Source organism: Nocardiopsis alba (assembly GCF_000710955.1).
GTDB classification, from domain to species: domain Bacteria; phylum Actinomycetota; class Actinomycetes; order Streptosporangiales; family Streptosporangiaceae; genus Nocardiopsis; species Nocardiopsis alba.
This window is the reverse complement of the sequence record NZ_BAZE01000003.1, coordinates 612,054-629,696: the sequence shown is the minus strand read 5'-3', so window position 1 is coordinate 629,696 and position 17,643 is coordinate 612,054. Positions and strand designations below refer to the sequence as shown.

16 protein-coding genes and 1 tRNA gene are annotated in these 17,643 nt (G+C 72.1%); 7 read left to right on the top strand and 10 right to left on the bottom strand.

Going from position 1 to position 17,643, the window contains the following annotated elements:
* The first annotated feature begins 87 nt into the window (after window positions 1-87).
* Window positions 88-3,372, top strand: coding sequence for a right-handed parallel beta-helix repeat-containing protein (locus TR33_RS08590; RefSeq protein ID WP_042282558.1), 3,285 nt, complete (start codon window positions 88-90; stop codon window positions 3,370-3,372).
* A 63-nt stretch (window positions 3,373-3,435) separates the two neighbouring features.
* Here the strand turns inward: TR33_RS08590 and TR33_RS08585 are convergent, their stop codons facing one another.
* Window positions 3,436-4,830, bottom strand: a complete 1,395-nt coding sequence (locus tag TR33_RS08585; protein WP_042282556.1) for a hypothetical protein — start codon at window positions 4,828-4,830, stop codon at window positions 3,436-3,438.
* Window positions 4,831-5,016: 186 nt separating this feature from the next.
* On the opposite strand from TR33_RS08585, the gene TR33_RS27400 reads away from it, so the two are divergent.
* Together TR33_RS27400 and TR33_RS08575 are read left to right on the top strand one after the other, a co-directional pair.
* Window positions 5,017-6,348, top strand: a complete 1,332-nt coding sequence (locus tag TR33_RS27400) for a molybdopterin-dependent oxidoreductase (protein WP_042282554.1) — start codon at window positions 5,017-5,019, stop codon at window positions 6,346-6,348.
* Between the two features lie 8 nt (window positions 6,349-6,356).
* A complete protein-coding gene (locus TR33_RS08575; protein WP_234305785.1) occupies window positions 6,357-6,803 on the top strand; it encodes a hypothetical protein in 447 nt (148 codons plus the stop codon).
* Window positions 6,804-6,852: 49 nt separating this feature from the next.
* Here TR33_RS08575 and TR33_RS08570 read toward each other — a convergent pair whose 3' ends face one another.
* From TR33_RS08570 to TR33_RS08550, 5 genes are all read right to left on the bottom strand, one after another.
* Window positions 6,853-7,533, bottom strand: coding sequence for a class I SAM-dependent methyltransferase (locus tag TR33_RS08570; protein WP_042282552.1), 681 nt, complete (start codon window positions 7,531-7,533; stop codon window positions 6,853-6,855).
* Window positions 7,530-8,195 carry a TIGR04282 family arsenosugar biosynthesis glycosyltransferase gene (locus TR33_RS08565; RefSeq protein WP_042282551.1) on the bottom strand — a complete coding sequence of 222 codons (666 nt, stop codon included), beginning with the start codon at window positions 8,193-8,195 and terminating at the stop codon, window positions 7,530-7,532. The genes TR33_RS08570 and TR33_RS08565 overlap by 4 nt, the downstream gene beginning before the upstream one ends.
* A complete protein-coding gene (locus TR33_RS08560) occupies window positions 8,192-8,950 on the bottom strand; it encodes a glycosyltransferase family 2 protein (protein WP_042282549.1) in 759 nt (252 codons plus the stop codon). Before TR33_RS08560 ends, TR33_RS08565 begins: the two co-directional genes overlap by 4 nt.
* Before the next feature lie 70 nt (window positions 8,951-9,020).
* Window positions 9,021-10,094, bottom strand: coding sequence for an NAD-dependent epimerase/dehydratase family protein (locus TR33_RS08555; RefSeq protein ID WP_042282547.1), 1,074 nt, complete (start codon window positions 10,092-10,094; stop codon window positions 9,021-9,023).
* Window positions 10,095-10,180: 86 nt separating this feature from the next.
* Entirely contained in the window at window positions 10,181-10,558 is a 378-nt protein-coding gene (locus tag TR33_RS08550) for a MerR family transcriptional regulator (RefSeq protein WP_234305784.1), read from the bottom strand.
* Window positions 10,559-10,583: 25 nt separating this feature from the next.
* On the opposite strand from TR33_RS08550, the gene TR33_RS08545 reads away from it, so the two are divergent.
* Window positions 10,584-11,387: an aminotransferase class IV family protein gene (locus TR33_RS08545; protein WP_042282543.1), complete on the top strand. Its 804-nt coding sequence runs from the start codon at window positions 10,584-10,586 to the stop codon at window positions 11,385-11,387.
* Between the two features lie 84 nt (window positions 11,388-11,471).
* On the opposite strand, the gene TR33_RS08540 is transcribed toward TR33_RS08545, so the two are convergent.
* A complete protein-coding gene (locus TR33_RS08540; RefSeq protein ID WP_042282542.1) occupies window positions 11,472-11,861 on the bottom strand; it encodes a DUF2267 domain-containing protein in 390 nt (129 codons plus the stop codon).
* Between the two features lie 281 nt (window positions 11,862-12,142).
* Between TR33_RS08540 and TR33_RS27395 the strand changes: the two genes are divergently transcribed.
* Window positions 12,143-12,991, top strand: a complete 849-nt coding sequence (locus TR33_RS27395) for a hypothetical protein (RefSeq protein ID WP_042282541.1) — start codon at window positions 12,143-12,145, stop codon at window positions 12,989-12,991.
* Window positions 12,988-13,242 (top strand): hypothetical protein, encoded by a 255-nt coding sequence (locus TR33_RS08530; RefSeq protein ID WP_042282539.1) that lies wholly within the window; start codon window positions 12,988-12,990, stop codon window positions 13,240-13,242. The genes TR33_RS27395 and TR33_RS08530 overlap by 4 nt, the downstream gene beginning before the upstream one ends.
* Window positions 13,243-13,325: 83 nt before the next feature.
* Here the strand turns inward: TR33_RS08530 and TR33_RS08525 are convergent.
* The 3 genes from TR33_RS08525 to TR33_RS08515 all read right to left on the bottom strand — a co-directional run bounded on the left by TR33_RS08525 (window position 13,326) and on the right by TR33_RS08515 (window position 16,291).
* Window positions 13,326-13,412, bottom strand: a tRNA-Ser gene (locus TR33_RS08525).
* A 106-nt stretch (window positions 13,413-13,518) separates the two neighbouring features.
* Entirely contained in the window at window positions 13,519-15,462 is a 1,944-nt protein-coding gene (locus TR33_RS08520; protein WP_042282538.1) for an ABC transporter ATP-binding protein, read from the bottom strand.
* Between the two features lie 301 nt (window positions 15,463-15,763).
* Window positions 15,764-16,291, bottom strand: coding sequence for a SigE family RNA polymerase sigma factor (locus TR33_RS08515; RefSeq protein ID WP_017534394.1), 528 nt, complete (start codon window positions 16,289-16,291; stop codon window positions 15,764-15,766).
* 387 nt (window positions 16,292-16,678) lie between these two features.
* Between TR33_RS08515 and TR33_RS08510 the strand changes: the two genes are divergently transcribed.
* On the top strand, window positions 16,679-17,641 hold the full coding sequence (locus TR33_RS08510) for a hypothetical protein (protein WP_199806116.1): 963 nt from the start codon (window positions 16,679-16,681) through the stop codon (window positions 17,639-17,641).
* Window positions 17,642-17,643 lie beyond the last annotated feature (2 nt).

Genomic DNA, 17,643 nt, shown 5'->3' with positions numbered 1-17,643 from the left:
GTAGCCGCCGGTGACCCCTGACCGGCACAGTAGGAAAAGCCCGCGGGCCGCCCCGGCCCGCGGGCACAGAAAGGAAGACGACAGACGATGAACCGTCACGTGCGCGCGGTCGACCCCTCCGGCGGAGCCGAGTTCCGCACCATCGGCGAAGCCCTCGCCGGCGCCGGTGACGGTGCCGTCCTGTCCCTGGCCCCGGGCCGCTATGACGAACAGCTCGTGCTCTCACGCGTGGTGACGCTGATGGCGGCCGACGGCCCCGGGACCGTCGAGATCCTGTGCTCCTCCGGTACCGCCGTCACCTCGGTGGCCGAGGCGGTCAAGCTCACCGGTCTCGTCCTGCGCGGCCGCGACAAGGAGGCCCCGGTGGTCGACGTCGCCGCCGGACAGGTCGAACTGGCCGACTGCGAGGTCGAGGGATCCGCCTGGGCGGCGGTGCTCGCCCGGGACAGCGGGGCCCTGGCGCTGCGGGGCTGCACGGTGCGCTGCGGTGAGGGCGCCGGCATCGTCGTCACCTCCGAACAGATCAGCGTGATCGAGGACTGCGTGATCGAGGACGTCGGTACCAGCGGCGTCGTCATCAACGACAAGGGCGCCCCCGAGGTCCGTCGGTGCACCATCCGCGACGCCGGAGCCAACGGGATCTACGCGGCCGGCGGAGGCGCCGGACACATCAGCGACTGCACGGTCTCGGGGACCACCAAGGCCGCCGTCGTGATCGACGAGCACGCGGCCACCGGCCTGAGCGGCCTGCGCGTGCACTCGGTCGCCGACGACGGCGTCGTGATCTCCACCCGCTCCTCCGTGACCGTCGAGGACCTCGTCATCGAGAGGCCCGCCGGCCGCGGCCTGGTCCTGCGCGCCGGAACCGACCCGCGTGTGGAGCGGGTCCGCGTCACCGGCAGCGGCGGCACGGGTATCGCGGCCGAGGACAAGGCCCGCGGCCACCTCCGGGAGTGCGAGATCAGGGACGCCGGAGCCGAAGGGGTCGCCGTGACCGGCCGCTCCTCCACCCTCTTCAGCGGTCTGACCGTGCACGGTACGAAGGCCGCCGGAATCCACGTCGCCGAGGACTCCACCGCCGAGTTCGACCGCGTCATCGTGGAACGCACCGCCGGCACCGGTGTCGAGATCCTCTCCGGCGCGGCCCCCTTCCTCCGCAACGGCACGGTCACCGGGGCACGCGGCCACGGTGTCCGCTGGGAGGGAGGCGGCGGTCGAGTCGAGGACTTCGAGGTCTCCCGCCCCCGCCGGACCGGTGTGTACGCGGCGGCCGGGGCCCGGGCCTCCCTGAGCGGGGTACGCGTCATCGACGCCAGGGAGAACGGCCTCGCCGCCACCGGAGGCGCCGTGCTCGACCTGCGCGACAGCGAGGCCTCCGAATGCGGCGGAGACGGTGTGGCCGTCCACGCCGAAGGAGAGATCACCGCACTGCGCGTGCGTTCGCACGAGAACACCCGCAACGGCGTCCTGGTGGCGGCCGGCGGCCGAGCCGTGCTGCGCTCCTGCGAACTGGTGGGCAACGGCGGAGACGGAGTGCTCGTCGGCAGCGGCGAGAACGTCGTCCTCGACGGGTGCACGGTGCGCGCCAACGCCCGAGCGGGGCTGCGCCAGACCGTCGCCGACGCCGACATCCAGGTGAACGCGCTGACCAGCGAGGGCAACCAGGCCGAGGATCTGTACGGACCGGACGCCGTTCCCGCCGACGCCGTATCGGGCGGGGCAACCACCGACGACCCCGAGGACGACGAGGAGAAGGGGCCGCTGGCCGAGCTCCAAGCCCTCATCGGTCTGGACAGCGTCAAGGACGAGGTCACCACCCTCATCAACCGGAACAAGATGGCCCGCCACCGCGCCGAGATGGGGCTGCCCTCACCGCCGGTCGCCCGCCACCTGGTCTTCGCGGGCCCCCCGGGCACCGGTAAGACGACCGTGGCCCGCCTCTACGGTCGGGTCCTGGCCGACCTGGACGTCCTGCGCTACGGGCACGTCGTCGAGGCCGCCCGCGCGGACCTGGTCGGTCAGTACGTCGGCGCCACCGCCATCAAGACCACCGAGGTGTTCGAGAAGGCCCGCGGCGGCGTGCTGTTCGTCGACGAGGCCTACACGCTCTCCTCCGAGGACAACGGGGGCTTCGGCCAGGAGGCCATCGACACCCTGGTCAAGCTGATGGAGGACCACCGCGACGAGGTGGTCGTGATCGTCGCCGGATACGCGGCCGAGATGGAGGGGTTCCTCTCCTCGAACCCCGGCCTGGCCTCGCGTTTCGCGCGGACCATCACCTTCCCCAACTACCAGGCCGAGGAACTGGTGAGCATCGTCGAGCGTCTGGGCTCCGTCCACCGGTACACGCTCTCCCCGGACCTGCGCCCGCTGCTGCTCCAGCACTTCGAGGCCCTGCCCAAGGGCCCGGCGTTCGGTAACGGCCGTGAGGCCCGCAAGGTCTTCGAGGAGATGGTGGACCGCCAGGCGCACCGGCTCGGAGAGGACCCGCCCGCCGACCCCGCCGAACTCACCATCCTCACCCCCGACGACCTGGGGGCCGTCGCCGCGCAGGCCTCCGGGCCCGGCGGGGACGACGTCGCGAGCCTGCGCGCCGAACTCGACGCGCTGACCGGCCTGTCCGACGTCAAGTCCACCGTCAACGACCTGGTCAACGTGTTGGTCGCCGCCGAGCGTCGGAGGGCGATCGGGATGCCCGCCCCGACCCTCAGCCACCACCTGGTCTTCGCGGGCCCTCCGGGTACCGGTAAGACCACCGTCGCCCGACTCTACGGTCGACTGCTGCACGCCCTGGGCGTGCTCCCGCAGGGGCACGTGGTCGAGGCGGCCCGCGCCGACCTGGTCGGACGCTACATCGGACACACCGCCCAGCTCACCCTGGAGACCTTCGAGAAGGCGCGCGGCGGCGTCCTGTTCATCGACGAGGCGTACACCCTCACCCCGGTCGGGGCCAACGGCGACTTCGGCCAGGAGGCCGTGGACACCCTGGTCAAGTTGATGGAGGACCACCGCGACGAGGTGGTCGTGATCGTCGCCGGGTACAACGCGGAGATGCAACGCTTCCTCGACTCCAACCCGGGACTCGCCTCGCGCTTCTCCCACCACGTCCGGTTCGAGGACTACTCCGACGAGGAACTGGTCTCCATCGTGGGCGGTATGGCCGCGGCCGGCGGGTTCACCGTCCCGGACGAGACCGCCGCCGCGCTGGGCGAGCACTTCGCCGGGGTCCCGCGCACCGAGTCCTTCGGTAACGCCCGGTACGCGCGCCAGGTCCTGGAACGCATGATCACCCGACAGGCGGGCCGGACCATCGCCCTGACCGATCCCACGCGCGAGGACCTGACCCTGCTCACCCCCGCCGACGTGCCCTGACCCTCCCCGACGTCCACCCGCCCCGAGCGGGTGGACGTCACGCCCGGGCGCCGGTCACAGCGCTCACCACCCGGTGAGGAGCAGGTGGTTGACCAGCAGGGCCGTGGCCGCCTGTACGGCGAGCCACACCCTCGCGTGGCGGGCCGGCAGGAGCGCCGCGGCGGGGACGACCCATAGGACGAACGGCAGCCAGATGCGCTCGGTCTCGCCCTTGCTCATCCCGGACAGGGTCGCGGCGGCGATCGCGCAGAGCGCGGCGCCCACCAGCAGGGCCACCGTCGTGGTCTCCCGCGCGGGCCCGTGTCGCAACCCGCGCACGGCGTCCGGAACCCGGGCCAAAGCCCGGCGCGCCCCCACCACCGCCGCCGTCCCGGCCGTCACGCACACGGTGGCCAGGTTCGCCCAGACCCAGTAACCGTAGGGGCGGACCGCCGCCACCCCCTGGTAGTAGCGCTCCACGAGCAGTCGGTACCCCTCCCACCACCAGAAGCCGGCGGCGGTGAAGGCGGCGGCCACCGCGAGGGCGCCCACCAGCGCGTAGGGGAGTGCGCGCGCGTTCCTCGCGCACAGGAGCACGGCCACCGCCAGGACACCGATGAGCACGAGGCCGTACGACAGGTACACCGACCATCCCAGGAACACCCCTGACGCCAGCGCCGTGGAACGCGGCGCGCGGCCCCCGGGGGAGGCCGCGACGGCGAGCAGGGCCAGTCCCCACGCGGTGACCGCCGCGAAGTAGCCGTCGGCGGAGACCCCCACCCAGACGGCCGCGGGCACCAGCACCAGGAACGGTGCCGCCCGGCGGGCCGCCTCCTCCGCTCCGAGCGCGCGCATCGCCACCAGGATCGCCGCCGAGGCGGAGGCGCCGACCACGATGCACCAGATCCCGGCCCACGTTCCGCCGCCCAGGCCGATCCGGTCGAGGGCGACGAACGTCAGGACCGCGCCCGGCGGGTGCCCGGCCACGTGGGTGGGCCAGTTGTCCGGCTGCCCCACCAGGATGTGCCGGGTGAACGTGCTCAGGGCGGCTCCGACGTCCTGGAAGCGGTCGACCGAGCTCAAGTACTCGTGGGGGGAGAGGAGACGGTCGGTGATCCCGCGCCGTGGGCCGTCCACCAGGGCGAGGGCGGTGATCCACAGGACGGAGGCGCCCCAGACGGACCACAGCAGGGCACGCCAGGGCAGAGCCCGTGCCACCGCGGGCCCCTGGAGGATCACCACCGCCGCCAGGGCGAGGGCGGGGATCGTGCCGGGGCCCACGTGCGGGAGCCAGGAGGCGTACAGCGGGGGCCAGGCCACGTACAGGACGCCGTGGGCGTTCTGGATACGGGTACCGACCACGGCGGCGGTGGCGAAGAGGAGTACGGCCAGGGCGGCCATGAGCAGGTCGGCGCGGATCGGGGCGCGGTCCTCGTCGGTCCCGCCCCGGACCCTCCTGTGGAGTTCGGGCTGCGTCACGCCGTCACCGTAGGTCAGGCGCGCCCCCGTGGCCGGTCGCGCCGGGGCGTGTCGCGCGGACCGGGGGGAAGCGGGCCGACCGGCGACTCGGGGACACACCGTGGGGGCGACGGTGCGCCCCGGCCGGAGGAGGGCGTCCTAGCATGACCGCGAGCCGGCCCATCGGACCGAGAGGCGACCGATCGCGTGAACGAGGACGATCAGGACGGGAAGACGCCTCCGGTGCCCGACGGCGCCGCCGGTGGGCCCGGGACACGGGCGTGGGGACCACTACGAGGCGGGCCGCCCTTCGGACCCGCCCGGCCGGGTTTTTGGCGCAGCCCCGCGCGCGGACCCTGGCTGACATCCCTCCTGGGGGCGATCCTGCTCGTCGGCCTCCCGGTCCTGTTCGTCACCGGCCTGCTCTCCTACGCGGCCTACAACCCCGACCTGGCGTCCAACGACAAGACCCCGGACAAGGGCCTGCTCGGCTTCTACCTCTTCCCCTGGCCCACCGACCCCCCGTGGCTCTACCGCCTCACCCAGGGCGTGCACGTCACACTCGGGATCGTGCTGGTCCCCGTGCTCCTGGCCAAGCTGTGGTCGGTCGTGCCGCTCCTCTTCCGCCGGCCCGCGGCCGACTCCGTCGCCCGGGCCCTGGAACGCCTGACCGTCCTGTTCCTGGTGGGCGGGGCCCTGTTCGTCTTCGCGACCGGGATCCTCAACATCCAGTTGGAGTACGTCTTCCCCGGCTCCTTCTACCCTCTGCACTTCTACGGCGCCTGGGTGTTCGTCGCGGCCCTGTTCTCCCATGTCGTACTGAAGCTCCCGACCATGGTGCGGGAGCTGCGCGCACGCGGACTCCGCGAGGCCCTGAGCGATCGGGGACGGGACACGGAGCGGGGCGAACTCGTCGCGCCGGATCCGGACCCGGGGGCGGCCTCGCGCCGCACCCTCCTGGGCGCGGTGGGCCTGGGTTCGCTGGCGCTCCTCCTGACGACGGTCGGGCAGAGCCTGGGCGGCTCTCTGAGGCCGACGGCGCTCCTGGCACCGCACGGGCGGTCGGGGGTCGACGGTTTTCCGGTGAACACGACCGCCGCCTACGCGGGTATCACCGAGGCCGACACCGGCCCCGACTGGCGGCTGACCGTGAGCGGGGAGGGCCGGGAGGTCGTGCTCACCCGCCAAGACCTGCTCGACCTGCCCCAACACCGCTCCTCCCTGCCCATCGCCTGCGTGGAGGGGTGGTCCACGCGGAACCTCGACTGGGAGGGGGTACGTCTGGCGGACCTCGCCGACCTGGTCGGGGCCCAGGGGCCGCCGGGGGTCTTCGTGGAGTCGGCGCAGACCTCGGGCTCCTTCGGCAGCGCCTCGCTCCGTGACAACCAGGTCGCGGATCCCCGGTCGCTGCTGGCCCTGCGCGTCAATGGGGCGGATCTGTCGATCGACCACGGCTACCCCGCGCGGGTGATCGTTCCGGCCTGCCCGGGCGTGCACAACACCAAGTGGGTCACCCGACTCGGCTTCGGTGCGGTGTGACGGCTCCGGTGCGTCGCGTGTACGGCGCCTCGCCATGGCACCTGATCCTGATGGTCGGCGTGCTGGCCGTCGTCGCCTACGCGGGCGCGCGGCTGCTCGGAGGCGGTGACCCGTGGGGCATCGCGGTCTGGTTCGTCGGTGCCGCCCTGTTGCACGACCTCGTGTTCGTCCCGGCGTACACACTGACGGGACGTGCCATCCGGTGGGTCGGGCGCCGAGGGAACGCGAGCCTGCCCGACCTCGTACTGGTCCCCTCGGTCGCCTCCGGGCTGCTGCTCCTGGTCTACCTTCCGTCGATCCTCGGGCCCTCCGTCGCCTACGTCTCGAAGACGGGCCTGACCGGGTCGCCGTTCGCCGCACGGTGGCTCCTGGTCGGCGCGGCCCTGTTCGCGGCCTCGGCGGTGGTGGGAGCGGTCAGGTACCGGCGGGCCGGGCGTCGCCGCGGCCCGGCCTGATGGCGGGTTCTCCCGGGCGGGAGACCGCCCGGGAAGGCCCGCACCACGGTCACCGGGGTCGACAGGGGGCGCGCAGGGCCGCGAACCAGCGCCCCCGCGTCCGCCAGGAGTCCGACCACCGCCACCCCGTGTCCTCCGCGTAGGAGCGCAGGGCCGGGAGCCCGAGCCGCGCCCACGTGAAGGGGGCGCCCGGCTCTCCTCGACCATCGGTGACCTGTACGGTCACGTACTCGTGGACGTCTCGGCCGGCGGTCTCGACGATGAGCAGCCCCCGGGGCCGAACGAGCTCCCGCATCCGCGAGAGCAGGGCCGACGGGGTCCCGCCGATCCCGATGTTGCCGTCGATCAACAACGCGGTGTGCCAGCGGCCCTCCTCCGGCAGGGGGGCGAACACCGAGGCGCGCACCGCCCGTCCGCCCGCCTCGACCACGCGCGCCACGGCCACCGGGTTCGTGTCCACACCCAGTGCCCGGTGCCCCCTGGAGGTGAGGGTGAGGACCATCCGGCCGGGACCGCAGCCCACGTCGAGGACGTCGCCCTCGGATCGTTCCAGCACGCTCTCGTCGGCGACGTCGGTGGCTCCGCACCACCGCTCGACCTCCAGCGGGAGCATCCACCCGTCGGTCCTGCGCAGGTACAGGGGGCCGTGGCCGTCGGCGAGCGCCCGGGAGTACGGGTCGCACAGCCACGGAGTCGCCCGCGTGCCCGCACCCGTCTCCGGCGCGCTCATGCCCGGGCCCCCTCTCTCCCCGACCCGACGACCCTGCCGAAGCGGCTCCTCGGTACCAGTCGCGCCACGGCGGCCGCGTCCTGTGGGGTGTCCACGTCGCTGAGCACGTCCAGGTCGCCCACCCGCAGCCCGGCCTCCACCAGTCGCGCACGCTGGAGGCTCCCGGTGCGAGACGTGGACATCGGCACGCCGCGCACCAGGTCGGGGTCGGGGGCGGCCATGCCGAGCGCCCAGAACCCGCCGTCCTCGCTCGCGCCGAACCACGCGTCGGCGCGCTCCCAGGCGTCCGGGGCCAAGGCGGGAGCCAGATGTCCGGCGGTGACCTGGGGGGTGTCCATACCGATCAGCAGGGAGGGCCCCGAGCACAGAGAGAACGCGCTCGCGATCCGCTCGTCCAGTCCGCCGCCGGACTGCGGGACCACCTCGAACCCCGAGTCCGGCATCCAGGGTCCCGTCCGCCCCTCCAGGACCAGCAGACGCCGACGCGCCGGAAGCGAGCGCACCGTGTCGAGCGTGTCCGCGAGCGCGGCCTCGGCGATCGTGGCCGCCTCCTCCGGCGAGTACCCCGGCGTCAGCCTCGTCTTGACCCGGCCGGGGACGGGTTCCTTGGCGATCACCAGCAGGGTCGTGGCGCGCGGGTCGGTCCGACCGGGACGGTTCATCGCTTCCCCTCCCTCGCGCGGGCGTGCGCGCCGGTCGGTGGTTCACGCAGTACCGCGGTCATGTCGCGTACGGCGGTCCAGGTCCCGCGCCAGGTCCCGGTCACCTTGGACGCCCCGGACCTCGGCAGGTAGGGGACGTCCACCTCCGCGATGCGCCAGCCCGCGTCGGCGGCCCGCACGACCGTCTCCAAGGGGTAGCCCGAGCGCCGGTCGGTCATCCCCAGCCCCAGCAGCCCCGTCCTGCGGGCGGCCCGCATCGGACCGATGTCACGGACCCGCACCCCCGTTCGGGAGCGCAGCATCCGCGCGACGGCCGCGTTGCCGACCCGCGCGTGCGCCGGCCAGACGCCCCGCCGGGTGGGGCGCCGCCGCCCCATGACCAGGTCCGCCTCCCCTCGTCGCACCCGGTCCACCAGCCTCGGGAGCAGACCCGGATCCAGGGAGGCGTCGCAGTCGCAGAAGCAGACGTACTCGGCGGTGGCTGCCGACAGGCCCGCGTGGCACGCCGCCCCGAAACCCCTCCGGGGCTCGTGGACGACGACGGCCCCCCGGCTCTCGGCGACGGCCGCCGAGCCGTCGGTCGAGCCGTTGTCCACGACGATCGCCCGCCAACCCGGCGGAACGCGTTCCATGACCCAGGGGAGCGCTGCGGCCTCGTCCAGGCAGGGAAGCACCACATCGACCGAGAGCGGACCGACCTCGGTCGTGTCCGGGCGTTCCCACGCCTGTTCGTTACCGTGAGGTTCGTTGATCACGCTGATCACGTTACGAAGCGATAAAGGGACTGCCTGTGAAGGCGCTCACGACACGCGGGCGTATCGGTCATCACCCCGCCGGAACGCCACCGCCGACCGATCCACGCAGGTCGGAGCGGGCGAACTCCGCCATCCCCTCGGCGAAGCCGATCCTCGGTCGCCAGGACAGCTCCCGCTTCAAGCGGTCCGAGGACGCGGTGATGTGCCGGACGTCCCCGAGCCGGTACTCGCCGGTGACCACGGGCGCGGGGCCGCCGTGCGCGTCCGCCAGCGCCAGGGCCATCTCCCCGATGGTGTGCGGTGTACCGCTGCCGGTGTTCAACGCGGACAGTCCGCCCTCCGCCCGGTCCGGCAGCGCCTCCAGCGCCGCCACGTTGGCCCGGGCCACGTCCCGCACGTGCACGAAGTCGCGTCGCTGGCGGCCGTCCTCGAACACGCGCGGAGCCTCACCTCGGGCCAACGCCGACCGGAAGAAGGAGGCCACGCCCGCGTAGGGGGTGTCGCGCGGCATGCCCGGCCCGTAGACGTTGTGATAGCGCAGTGACAGAGCCCGACCACCGACCGCGCGGGCCCAGGACGCGCACAGGTGCTCCTGCGCCAGTTTCGTCGTGGCGTACACGTTGCGGGGATCGCTCGGCGCGTCCTCCCGCACCAGGCCGGGGAGGAGAGCGGTGCCGCAGCGGGGGCACGGAGGGTCGAAGATCCCGGCCGCGAGGTCCGCCTCCGCCCTCGGCCCGGGCCGGACGTCGCCGTGTTCGGGGCACGTGTACCGGCCCTCCCCGTAGACGACCATGGAGCCGGCCATCACGATGTGGTGGACCCCGGAGCGGGCCATGGCCGCCAGTAGGACCGCCGTCCCCAGGTCGTTGCAGCCCACGTAGTCGGGCGCGTCCAAGAAGTCCGCCGATCCCAGGCCCACCATCGCGGCCTGGTGGCACACCGCGTCCACCCCCCGCAGAGCCCGCTCCACGGCCTCGCCGTCCCGGACGTCGGCCACGACGTCGACGGTCTCGCCAGGGTCGTGCTCTCCGTGCGCCAAGGGCAGATAGGCGTCGAGGGTGACCGCCTCGTGCCCGGCCAGGCGGAGCTCCTCCGCCACCCGCGATCCGATGAACCCGGCCCCGCCGGTGACAAGTACGCGCATGGGGTCAACCTACGCCGCGCACACGGTCCGTCACCGGATTCCCCGAAGCCCCGTGTCGCCGTGAGAGGCCCTCGGCCGTCCGTCCGTCAGGTGGTGACCGAGGCGTCGATCAGCCGTTGGAGGGTGTCCCGCGTGCCGACCAGGCTCGCGATCCGCTCGTCGTAGTCCACCAAGTGCTCCATCAGCGTGGGTACGGCGCACGGTTCGAGCCGGTCCGGGTCGTTGATGCACTCCAGGAGCTCGCCGATGACGCGGGTCGGCAGCCCGGCGGCCAAGAGCAGACGGACACTGCGGACCTGCTCGACCACCGCCGGGTCGAAGAGCCGATGGCCCCCGGTGGACCGCTCGGCGCGGATGAGCCCCTGGTTCTCGTAGTAGCGGAGCAGGCGGGTGTTCACCCCGGTCAGTTCGGAGAGATCACCGACCCGGAGCAGGTTCATCTCGTCCCGACTTGCACTTGTCACTGGTGTCAACTCCTACAGTCCCCGTATGACGAACTCGATCACGCGAATCAACGACCGTGAGGCCACCGCCCAGGACCTCTCTCCGATGGCCTTCGCAGGCTATGTCCACTTCACCTCCATGCAGGTGTGCGACGGTGCGGTGCGGGGGCTCGACCTCCACCTCGACCGCCTGCGTACGGCCAGCGACCGGCTCTTCGGAAAGCACCTGCCCGACGACGTGCTGCTCGGCTACCTGAACTCGGCGGTGGAGAACGTGACACCGGACGCCACGGTGACCGCCTACGTCACGTCGCGCTCCGGGGAGTTCCAGGCGGCCGACCCCGACGCGGGGCTGGACATGCTGGTGAAGGTCACGGACCCGGCGACACCGCCCGAGGGCCCGCTCGCCCTGGACGTCGCCCGGCATGAACGGGAACTCCCCGAGATCAAGCACGTCGGTGAGATCGCCAAGACCCACTACCTGAGGCTGGCGAACGATCGAGGGTTCGACGACGCCGCCTTCGAGGACCGCCAAGGGCGGCTGAGCGAGGCGACCATCTGGAACCTGGCGTTCTGGGACGGGGAGTCCGTCATCTGGCCCGAGGCGGACATGCTCACCGGGATCACCATGAGGATCCTCGACCGGAGACTCCAGGCCATGGGCGTCCCCCGCCTGCGTCGGGAGGTGCGCAAGGAGGATCTCTCCGCCGATCTCGCCGCCGTGGTCATGAACTCCTGGAGTCCGGCGATCCCGGTGTCGCGCGTCGGCGACCGGAACCTGTCGGAGGACCCGACCTTCGCGAAGCTCCTGCACGAGGCCTTCGCGTCCGAGTCGCCCGTCCGGTTGTGACGGAGAACGACGGAGGGGCCCACGCCACGTGGGCAGGGCCCCTTCGCGGCCGGGGTACCGCCTCGGCGCCGACCACCTCCCCGTTCAGGCCAGATCGGGCTTGCCGAACATCACCGCGTATCCCGAGGGCAGGTGGCTCAGGACCTGGTTCAGCTCACCCCCCGACACCGCCTTGGCCACGGTGCTCAGCACCGCGCCGGAATCCTGGCGCGCGGTCAGGGGCAGGGCCCCGGTCTCCTCCGCGACGCGGACGTAGAACTCCTCCACCCCGAACGGCTCGGCCTCCAGCCGGTCACCGGGGTCGAGAGCCTCGTCCAGCGGCTCCGGGATCTGCGCGGCCAGATGGTCGAGCGTGGAGCCCGGCAGCCGTTCCGCCAGGACCGAGAACACGGCCCGGGTCACCTGTTCGGCCTCGCGTTGATCCTCGTACTCCCCGACATCACGGACCTCGGCCAGGAACTCGTCGCAGCGCATCGTTCCCCCTCGTGCGTGGACTGCGAGTGCCTTCGATGAACACCCTGCCCACGGGCGCCGGGTGAATCACGGCCCCCTGGAAACCGGCTCTCACCAGGCAGGATCGTTTCCCGAAGCCGAGCTCGGGTACATGGGGCGGACACGCCCTCGATATTCGTGAACGGCTACGAACCGGACATCCGGTACGGGGGTCCGGGTCGCGGCCGGTCGGACGCGACACATTCCCGGGAGGGCGTGGACACCGCGGGGTGTGTCGGACCACGCGGAAGGGTGCGGGGAAGGTGGACCAGAACACTCCGAAGACCGGTAAGACCGGAAGCCGGACCAAGAGCGGGGGAACCAGGGGTTCCGCGAAGGAACGCGGGCCGGACCAGAACACGGAGAACCCGGAGAACACACGCCCGGAGAGGCCGGAGAAGGCCCCCGAGCCCGTCGGCGCCTCGGGAGACGGCGGGGAGACCGACGTCCTCCTCGACGTCCCCACCCTGAAGGTCGACGAGATCGAGCTGGAGGTCGAGAACCTGGCGGCCTCCGTCTCTCTCCAGGCCGAAGTGCTGGACCTGCTCAACCTGAAGGTGGGGGCGGACGTGGGACTCGGCCGTGTCCACCTCGGCATCAAGGGGGTCGAGGCCCAGGCGCTGCTGAAGGTCAGGCTCGACAACGTTCGGGAGATCATCGCTCGTGTTCTCCAGACCATCGACGCGAACCCGCAGATCCTGGAGCAGGTGACCCGGGGTGTGGGGGCTGGGATCCAAGAGGTGGCGGGCGGCACGGGCCGCGCCGTCGGGGCCTTGGGCGAGGGTGCCGGGAGCGCCGTGGAGGACGTCGGTGAGGGCGCCGGAAGCGCGGTGAAGGAAGTGGGCGAGGGCGCCGGAGGCGCGGTGAAGGACGTCGGCGAAGGCGCGGGCACCGCCGTGAAGGACGTCGGCGAAGGCGCAGGGAGCGCCGTGGAGGACGTCGGAGAGGGTGCCGAGAACGCGGTGAAGGACGTCGGCGAGGGCGCCGGGGACACCGCGAAGAACGCCTCGAAGGCGGCCCGCGGTGTGGCAGAGGAGGCCGGCAAGAACGCCGGGAGCACGGCGAAACGGAAGACCGGACGCTCCGGCGGCAAGAGCGGGAGCGGAAAGTGAACACCCGGAGACCGTCCGAGTACGACGTCGAGATCGGCGCGTCGCTCTCCGCGGACGAACTGACGTTCCACGAGACATCGAAGGTCGAGTCCCGTTATGGGGGAGGGCCGAGCTCCGAGGGCACCGTGAGCGGCGACCGCTCGGGGCTGCCCCGCCCCGTCGAGACCGGGGTGGTCTACGAGGACGTGCGCGTCGACTACCGGCTCGCCGCACGCCTCCGTACGCCCAAGGAGGGCATCGAGGAGGAGTGACCGGGAGCGCCCACCCGCGAGGCGGTGGGGCCGGACACGACGAAGGGGCCCCTACCACGTGGGCAGGAACCCCTTCTGACCGGCGGAGGATATGGGATTTGAACCCATGAGGGGGTTGCCCCCCAACCGCATTAGCAGTGCGGCGCCCTAGGCCTCTAGGCGAATCCTCCTGGCTGCGACCAGCCTACAGAGCGGGGGGTCCCTGCGCAAAACGAATCTCGCGCGGCGGCGTGGGCCGGGAGGGGGCGGACCGGGCCCGCCCCCTCCCGGCGCAGGTCAGGGCTCGCGCGGTTGGGGGACCGACGGAGCCCGGTAGGCGCTCGCCTGAAGTTCCCACAGTTCCCGGTACAGGCCGTCGCCGGCCATCAGTTCGTCGTGCGTGCCCTGGGCGATCACACGTCCGCGTTCGAGGACGACGATGTGGTCGGCCATGCGCACGGAGGCCAGGCGGTGTGTGATCAACACGACGGCGGCTCCGGTACGTCGGGCGTGGTCGTGCACCGAGGCGAAGAAGCCGTGCTCGGCGCGGGCGTCCATGGCGGCGGTGGGTTCGTCGGCGATCAGCAGCGGAACCGCGTCGCCGTCGTCGCCCCGGTAGAAGGAGCGGGCCGCCGCCAGCCGCTGCCACTGGCCGCCGGAGGGTTCGACGCCGTGGAGGAAGCGTTTGTCCAGCAGGGTCTCCCAGCCGTGTTCGAAGCGGGCCACGACACGATCGGCCTGGGCGGCCGTGGCCGCGCGGGTCAGACGCTCGGCGTCGTTCGGGCTGCTCATGACGGTGTTGCCGCGCGCGGTCAGCGGCCAGTGCGTGTGGTCTTGGGCGATCACCGAGATCCGTTCGCGCAGGCTCACCCCGTCCACCTCGGAGAGGTCGGTGTCGTCCCAGAGCACGACGCCCTTCTGCGGCGTGTACAGACCGGACAGCAGTTTGGCGAGGGTGCTCTTGCCCGAACCGTTCTCGCCGACCAGCGCGATCGTCCGGCCTCGATGGAGGGTGAGCGTCACGTCCTTCAGGGCCGTCCCCTCTCCGGAGGGGTAGCCGAAGGTCACGTCGCGCAGTTCGATCCGTTCGAACCCGGTCGGGGCGGGCTTCAGGCCGGGGCGGGGGAGAAGGGATCGGGCCTGCCGGTGGAAGGCCACCAGATCGGAGAAGTACAGGCCCGACTCGTACACCCGGGTCACGGCGTGCAGGGCGTTGGCCAGCGCTCCCTGGGCGACACGGACGGCCACGACGGCGGTCCCGGCGACCGCGATCGGCACGACCCCCTGGGTCAGGAGGAGGGCGAGGACCGCGAACACGCCGGCCGTCACCAGACCTCCGGCGGCGTCGCCGGCCAGGCGGACCATGGACTGGCGGGTGGCCAGGCCCAGGTGGACGTCCAGCTCCCGGCGGGCCACCCGGTCGAACTCGGTGAGCAGACGGCGCTCCATGGTGAAGGACCGGACCTCGGCGGCGCTGTCCCGGGAGGTCATGAGCTGTTCGAGCATGTACTTGCGGCGGTGGCCCTCCGTGAACGCCAGGAGCATCCGGTACCTCATGCGAGCGGAGGCGGAGGCGCCCCACCACTGGGGGACCATCGCCAGGAGGAGCAGCGGGACGAGGGCGGGGTGCAGGGCGCTCAGCACCCCGGCCGCGGCGACGATGCCGACCAGCCCGGTGAGCACGTCGGCGCTCTGGCGGACCAGGGCTCCGGCCTCGTCACACCCGCGGGTGCGGGAGCGGAACAGGTGATCGTGGAAGTCGCTGTCGTCGAAGGAGCGCAGCTCCACGGCGGTGGCGTCGCGCAGCAGGCGCCGTTCGGCGGTCAGCACGACCTTGGGCTCCAGTCGGGCCTGGGCGCGTCCGGCCAGGGCGCCGCAGCCTCCCCGCGCGACCAGGGCCGCGAGCAACAGGAGCAGGGAGGGCAGGGCCGAGGCCATCCGCTCCGGGGTGGGGACCTCGGCGAAGAGTTCGGTGAGCACCGCCGTGGTGGCGACCAGCGCCCAGGCGGTGGCGGCGCCGGATCCGAGGTTGAACAGGACGGTCGCGACGACGTCGCCGGGGCCGCTCCGCCAGGCCAGGGTGGTGGCCCGGCCGAGGAGCGAGGGCATGTGACGGGCGATCCGGATCCAGGAGGAGTCGAGCATCGTGGAGCCGTGCCGGTTCCACTGGGGCGGGGCGAGTTCGGGCAGGTCGAGGCCGTCGCCCGGGGCGGGTTCCTTGACGGCGTGGCGGGTGCGCACGGGGGTTCCTCCTGGAGCTCGGCGGATCGGAAGGGCCGATGATGACCGGGAGGGGTGTCGTTCGAAAGGGCGCCGGAGGGTTGCGGGCGGTCCGGATCGCACTCCAGTTCGATGCGGTCGCCCTGCCCTGGGAGGGTCGTGGGAGATGTCGGTGGGGAATCCGGTGGGATAGTCGCGATCCGATTCCCCGTGCGAATCGGTCCCGCGCGAAGTGCGCGGTGGGGCGCCGATGGCCGGTGGTCCGGTGTCCGCGGCGCGTCGGTGTCCTCGAAACGGGGAGGGGGCCTGGTGGCCGGGTCGGTCAGCCGGTGGTGCGTTCGATGATGAGGTCGGCGTCGCGGCGCAGTTTCTCGACGGAGCGGGACAGGGTGCTCTTCACGGTCCCGATGGTCACGCCGAGGCGTTCGGCGATCTGCGCCTCGGTGAGGTCCTCGTAGTAGCGCAGGATCACCGTCGTGCGCTGACGGTCGGGCAGGCGGTCGATGGCCCGCGTCACGACGTCGGCCAGATCGCTGCGCCAGGTGGGGTCGTCCACGCGCTGCTCGGGGATCTCGTCGGTGGGGTAGACGTCGAGTCGGGCACGGCGCCATTCGGAGATCTGGGTGTTGACCATGGCCCGACGGACGTAGCCGTCGCGTGCCCGGGGGTTGGCGATGCGGCCCCAGGCGAGGAAGGTCTTGACCAGCGCCGCCTGGAGGAGGTCCTCGGCGTCGGCGTGGCTGTTGGTGAGGGATCGGGCCATGCGCAGCAGCGCGGGGCCGCGCTCGGCCACGTAGCGGCCGAACTCCTCGGAGTTGGGGGTACGGGTGGTTCCCGTCACGCCGACCACCGACCTTCACAGGTCGCGCCGACTCCCGTCACGCGACATCGTCGTGTTCCCTGCGGCCTCGGTCGCCGCCCTTGATTCTCACTGTCACACAGCGAACGCAAACGTCCGGGCACCTGGCGACCACGTGCCGACAAACCGCGCGAACGCGTTGGACACTCTCCTAAGCGACATCCTTCGCGAAGTCTCTTCGGTCGGTGCGCGATGCTCATGTCGTCACCGAGAGTGGTGGCGATGTGGGGAAAAGGGCGCGATCATGCAATACCCGGGAAATGTCACCGGCACGAACCGTGCCATCACGGCGTGTGAGCGAGTGTTCGTGAAATCGAGGGTCACAATGGGCACTGATGGACGAGTCGGGCGACAGGGGGCGCGAAGGACATGTCAGTGATGACGGACAGTGGTCGGGAACGCCGTCGGTTCACGTCGACGGTGCTCGGAGCCGCGGCCGCACCCGAACCCACCCCGATCCACCAACGCGTCGTACGCGGCGTGGTCGTGGACGCGACCCGGTACATGTTCTGCCTGGCCACCCCGCGAGGGGAGGAACGCTTCCTCTACGAGAACAGCACCACCTTCTGGCGGGGCGGAGAGATCCTCGCCACCGAACTGCGCCCCGGCGACGACGTTGTGGTCCGGTGCTCGCAGGACGGCCGCCTGATCGCCGAACGGGTCTGGGCGCGGGTGGCCCGCGCCACCGGGGTGATCGTGGAACGGGAGGGGGACACGCTCACCCTCGATCCCGGCCATGGCCGCCCTCGGACCACCGTGGTCCTGCCCTACCGGACCTCGGGGCGGATCACGGTCCGTCACCCCAGGCTGGAGCCGGGGTACCTGTTCGACGCGGTCGGTATCTGGGAGGACGGCGCCGTGTGGGCGGCCCGCCCGGCCACCACCCAGCCGCCCCACCCACTGGCCGCCTCTCCACGTAGACCGCCGGTCCGCGAGTACTCCACGACGGTCGAGGGGATCGTGAGCTGGTACGACCCGGCCCGGGGCCGCTCGTCCCACCTGGACCCCCGGGCCCAGGCACCGGGCGCCGCCTACCCCGCACTGGACCGGTCGGGGCATGAGGGCCGATGCGACCGGAGGACCTCGTGTCTGCCGTTGCCGCTGCTGTCGACGGGGGCCACGCTCAGCCTGCGCAACGACTGCACCCGGGACACGGCGGTCGTGCCCGTCATCGACTGCGCCGCCTCCGACAGCTGGTTCTGCGACCTGTGCCCGGCCTGCGGGACCCGGGCGGCGGGGCGGATCGCCTCTCTCACCATGACCTCCTTCGTCGCCCTGGGCGGCCTGTTGGAGGTCGGCTGCTTCAACGCGACCATGACCGTCGCGAACCAGGAGGGATGATC

Excerpts from the sequence above, each read along its gene's own strand:
- TR33_RS08540 (WP_042282542.1), bottom strand. The coding sequence starts at position 11,861 with ATGCGCTGCGACGAGTTCCTGGCCGAGGTCCGTGATGTCGGGGAGTAC.
- TR33_RS08565 (WP_042282551.1), bottom strand. The coding sequence starts at position 8,195 with ATGAACCGTCCCGGTCGGACCGACCCGCGCGCCACGACCCTGCTGGTG.
- TR33_RS08570 (WP_042282552.1), bottom strand. The coding sequence starts at position 7,533 with ATGAGCGCGCCGGAGACGGGTGCGGGCACGCGGGCGACTCCGTGGCTG.
- TR33_RS08555 (WP_042282547.1), bottom strand. The coding sequence starts at position 10,094 with ATGCGCGTACTTGTCACCGGCGGGGCCGGGTTCATCGGATCGCGGGTG.
- TR33_RS08590 (WP_042282558.1), top strand. The coding sequence starts at position 88 with ATGAACCGTCACGTGCGCGCGGTCGACCCCTCCGGCGGAGCCGAGTTC.
- TR33_RS08510 (WP_199806116.1), top strand. The coding sequence starts at position 16,679 with ATGACGGACAGTGGTCGGGAACGCCGTCGGTTCACGTCGACGGTGCTC.
- TR33_RS08545 (WP_042282543.1), top strand. The coding sequence starts at position 10,584 with ATGACGAACTCGATCACGCGAATCAACGACCGTGAGGCCACCGCCCAG.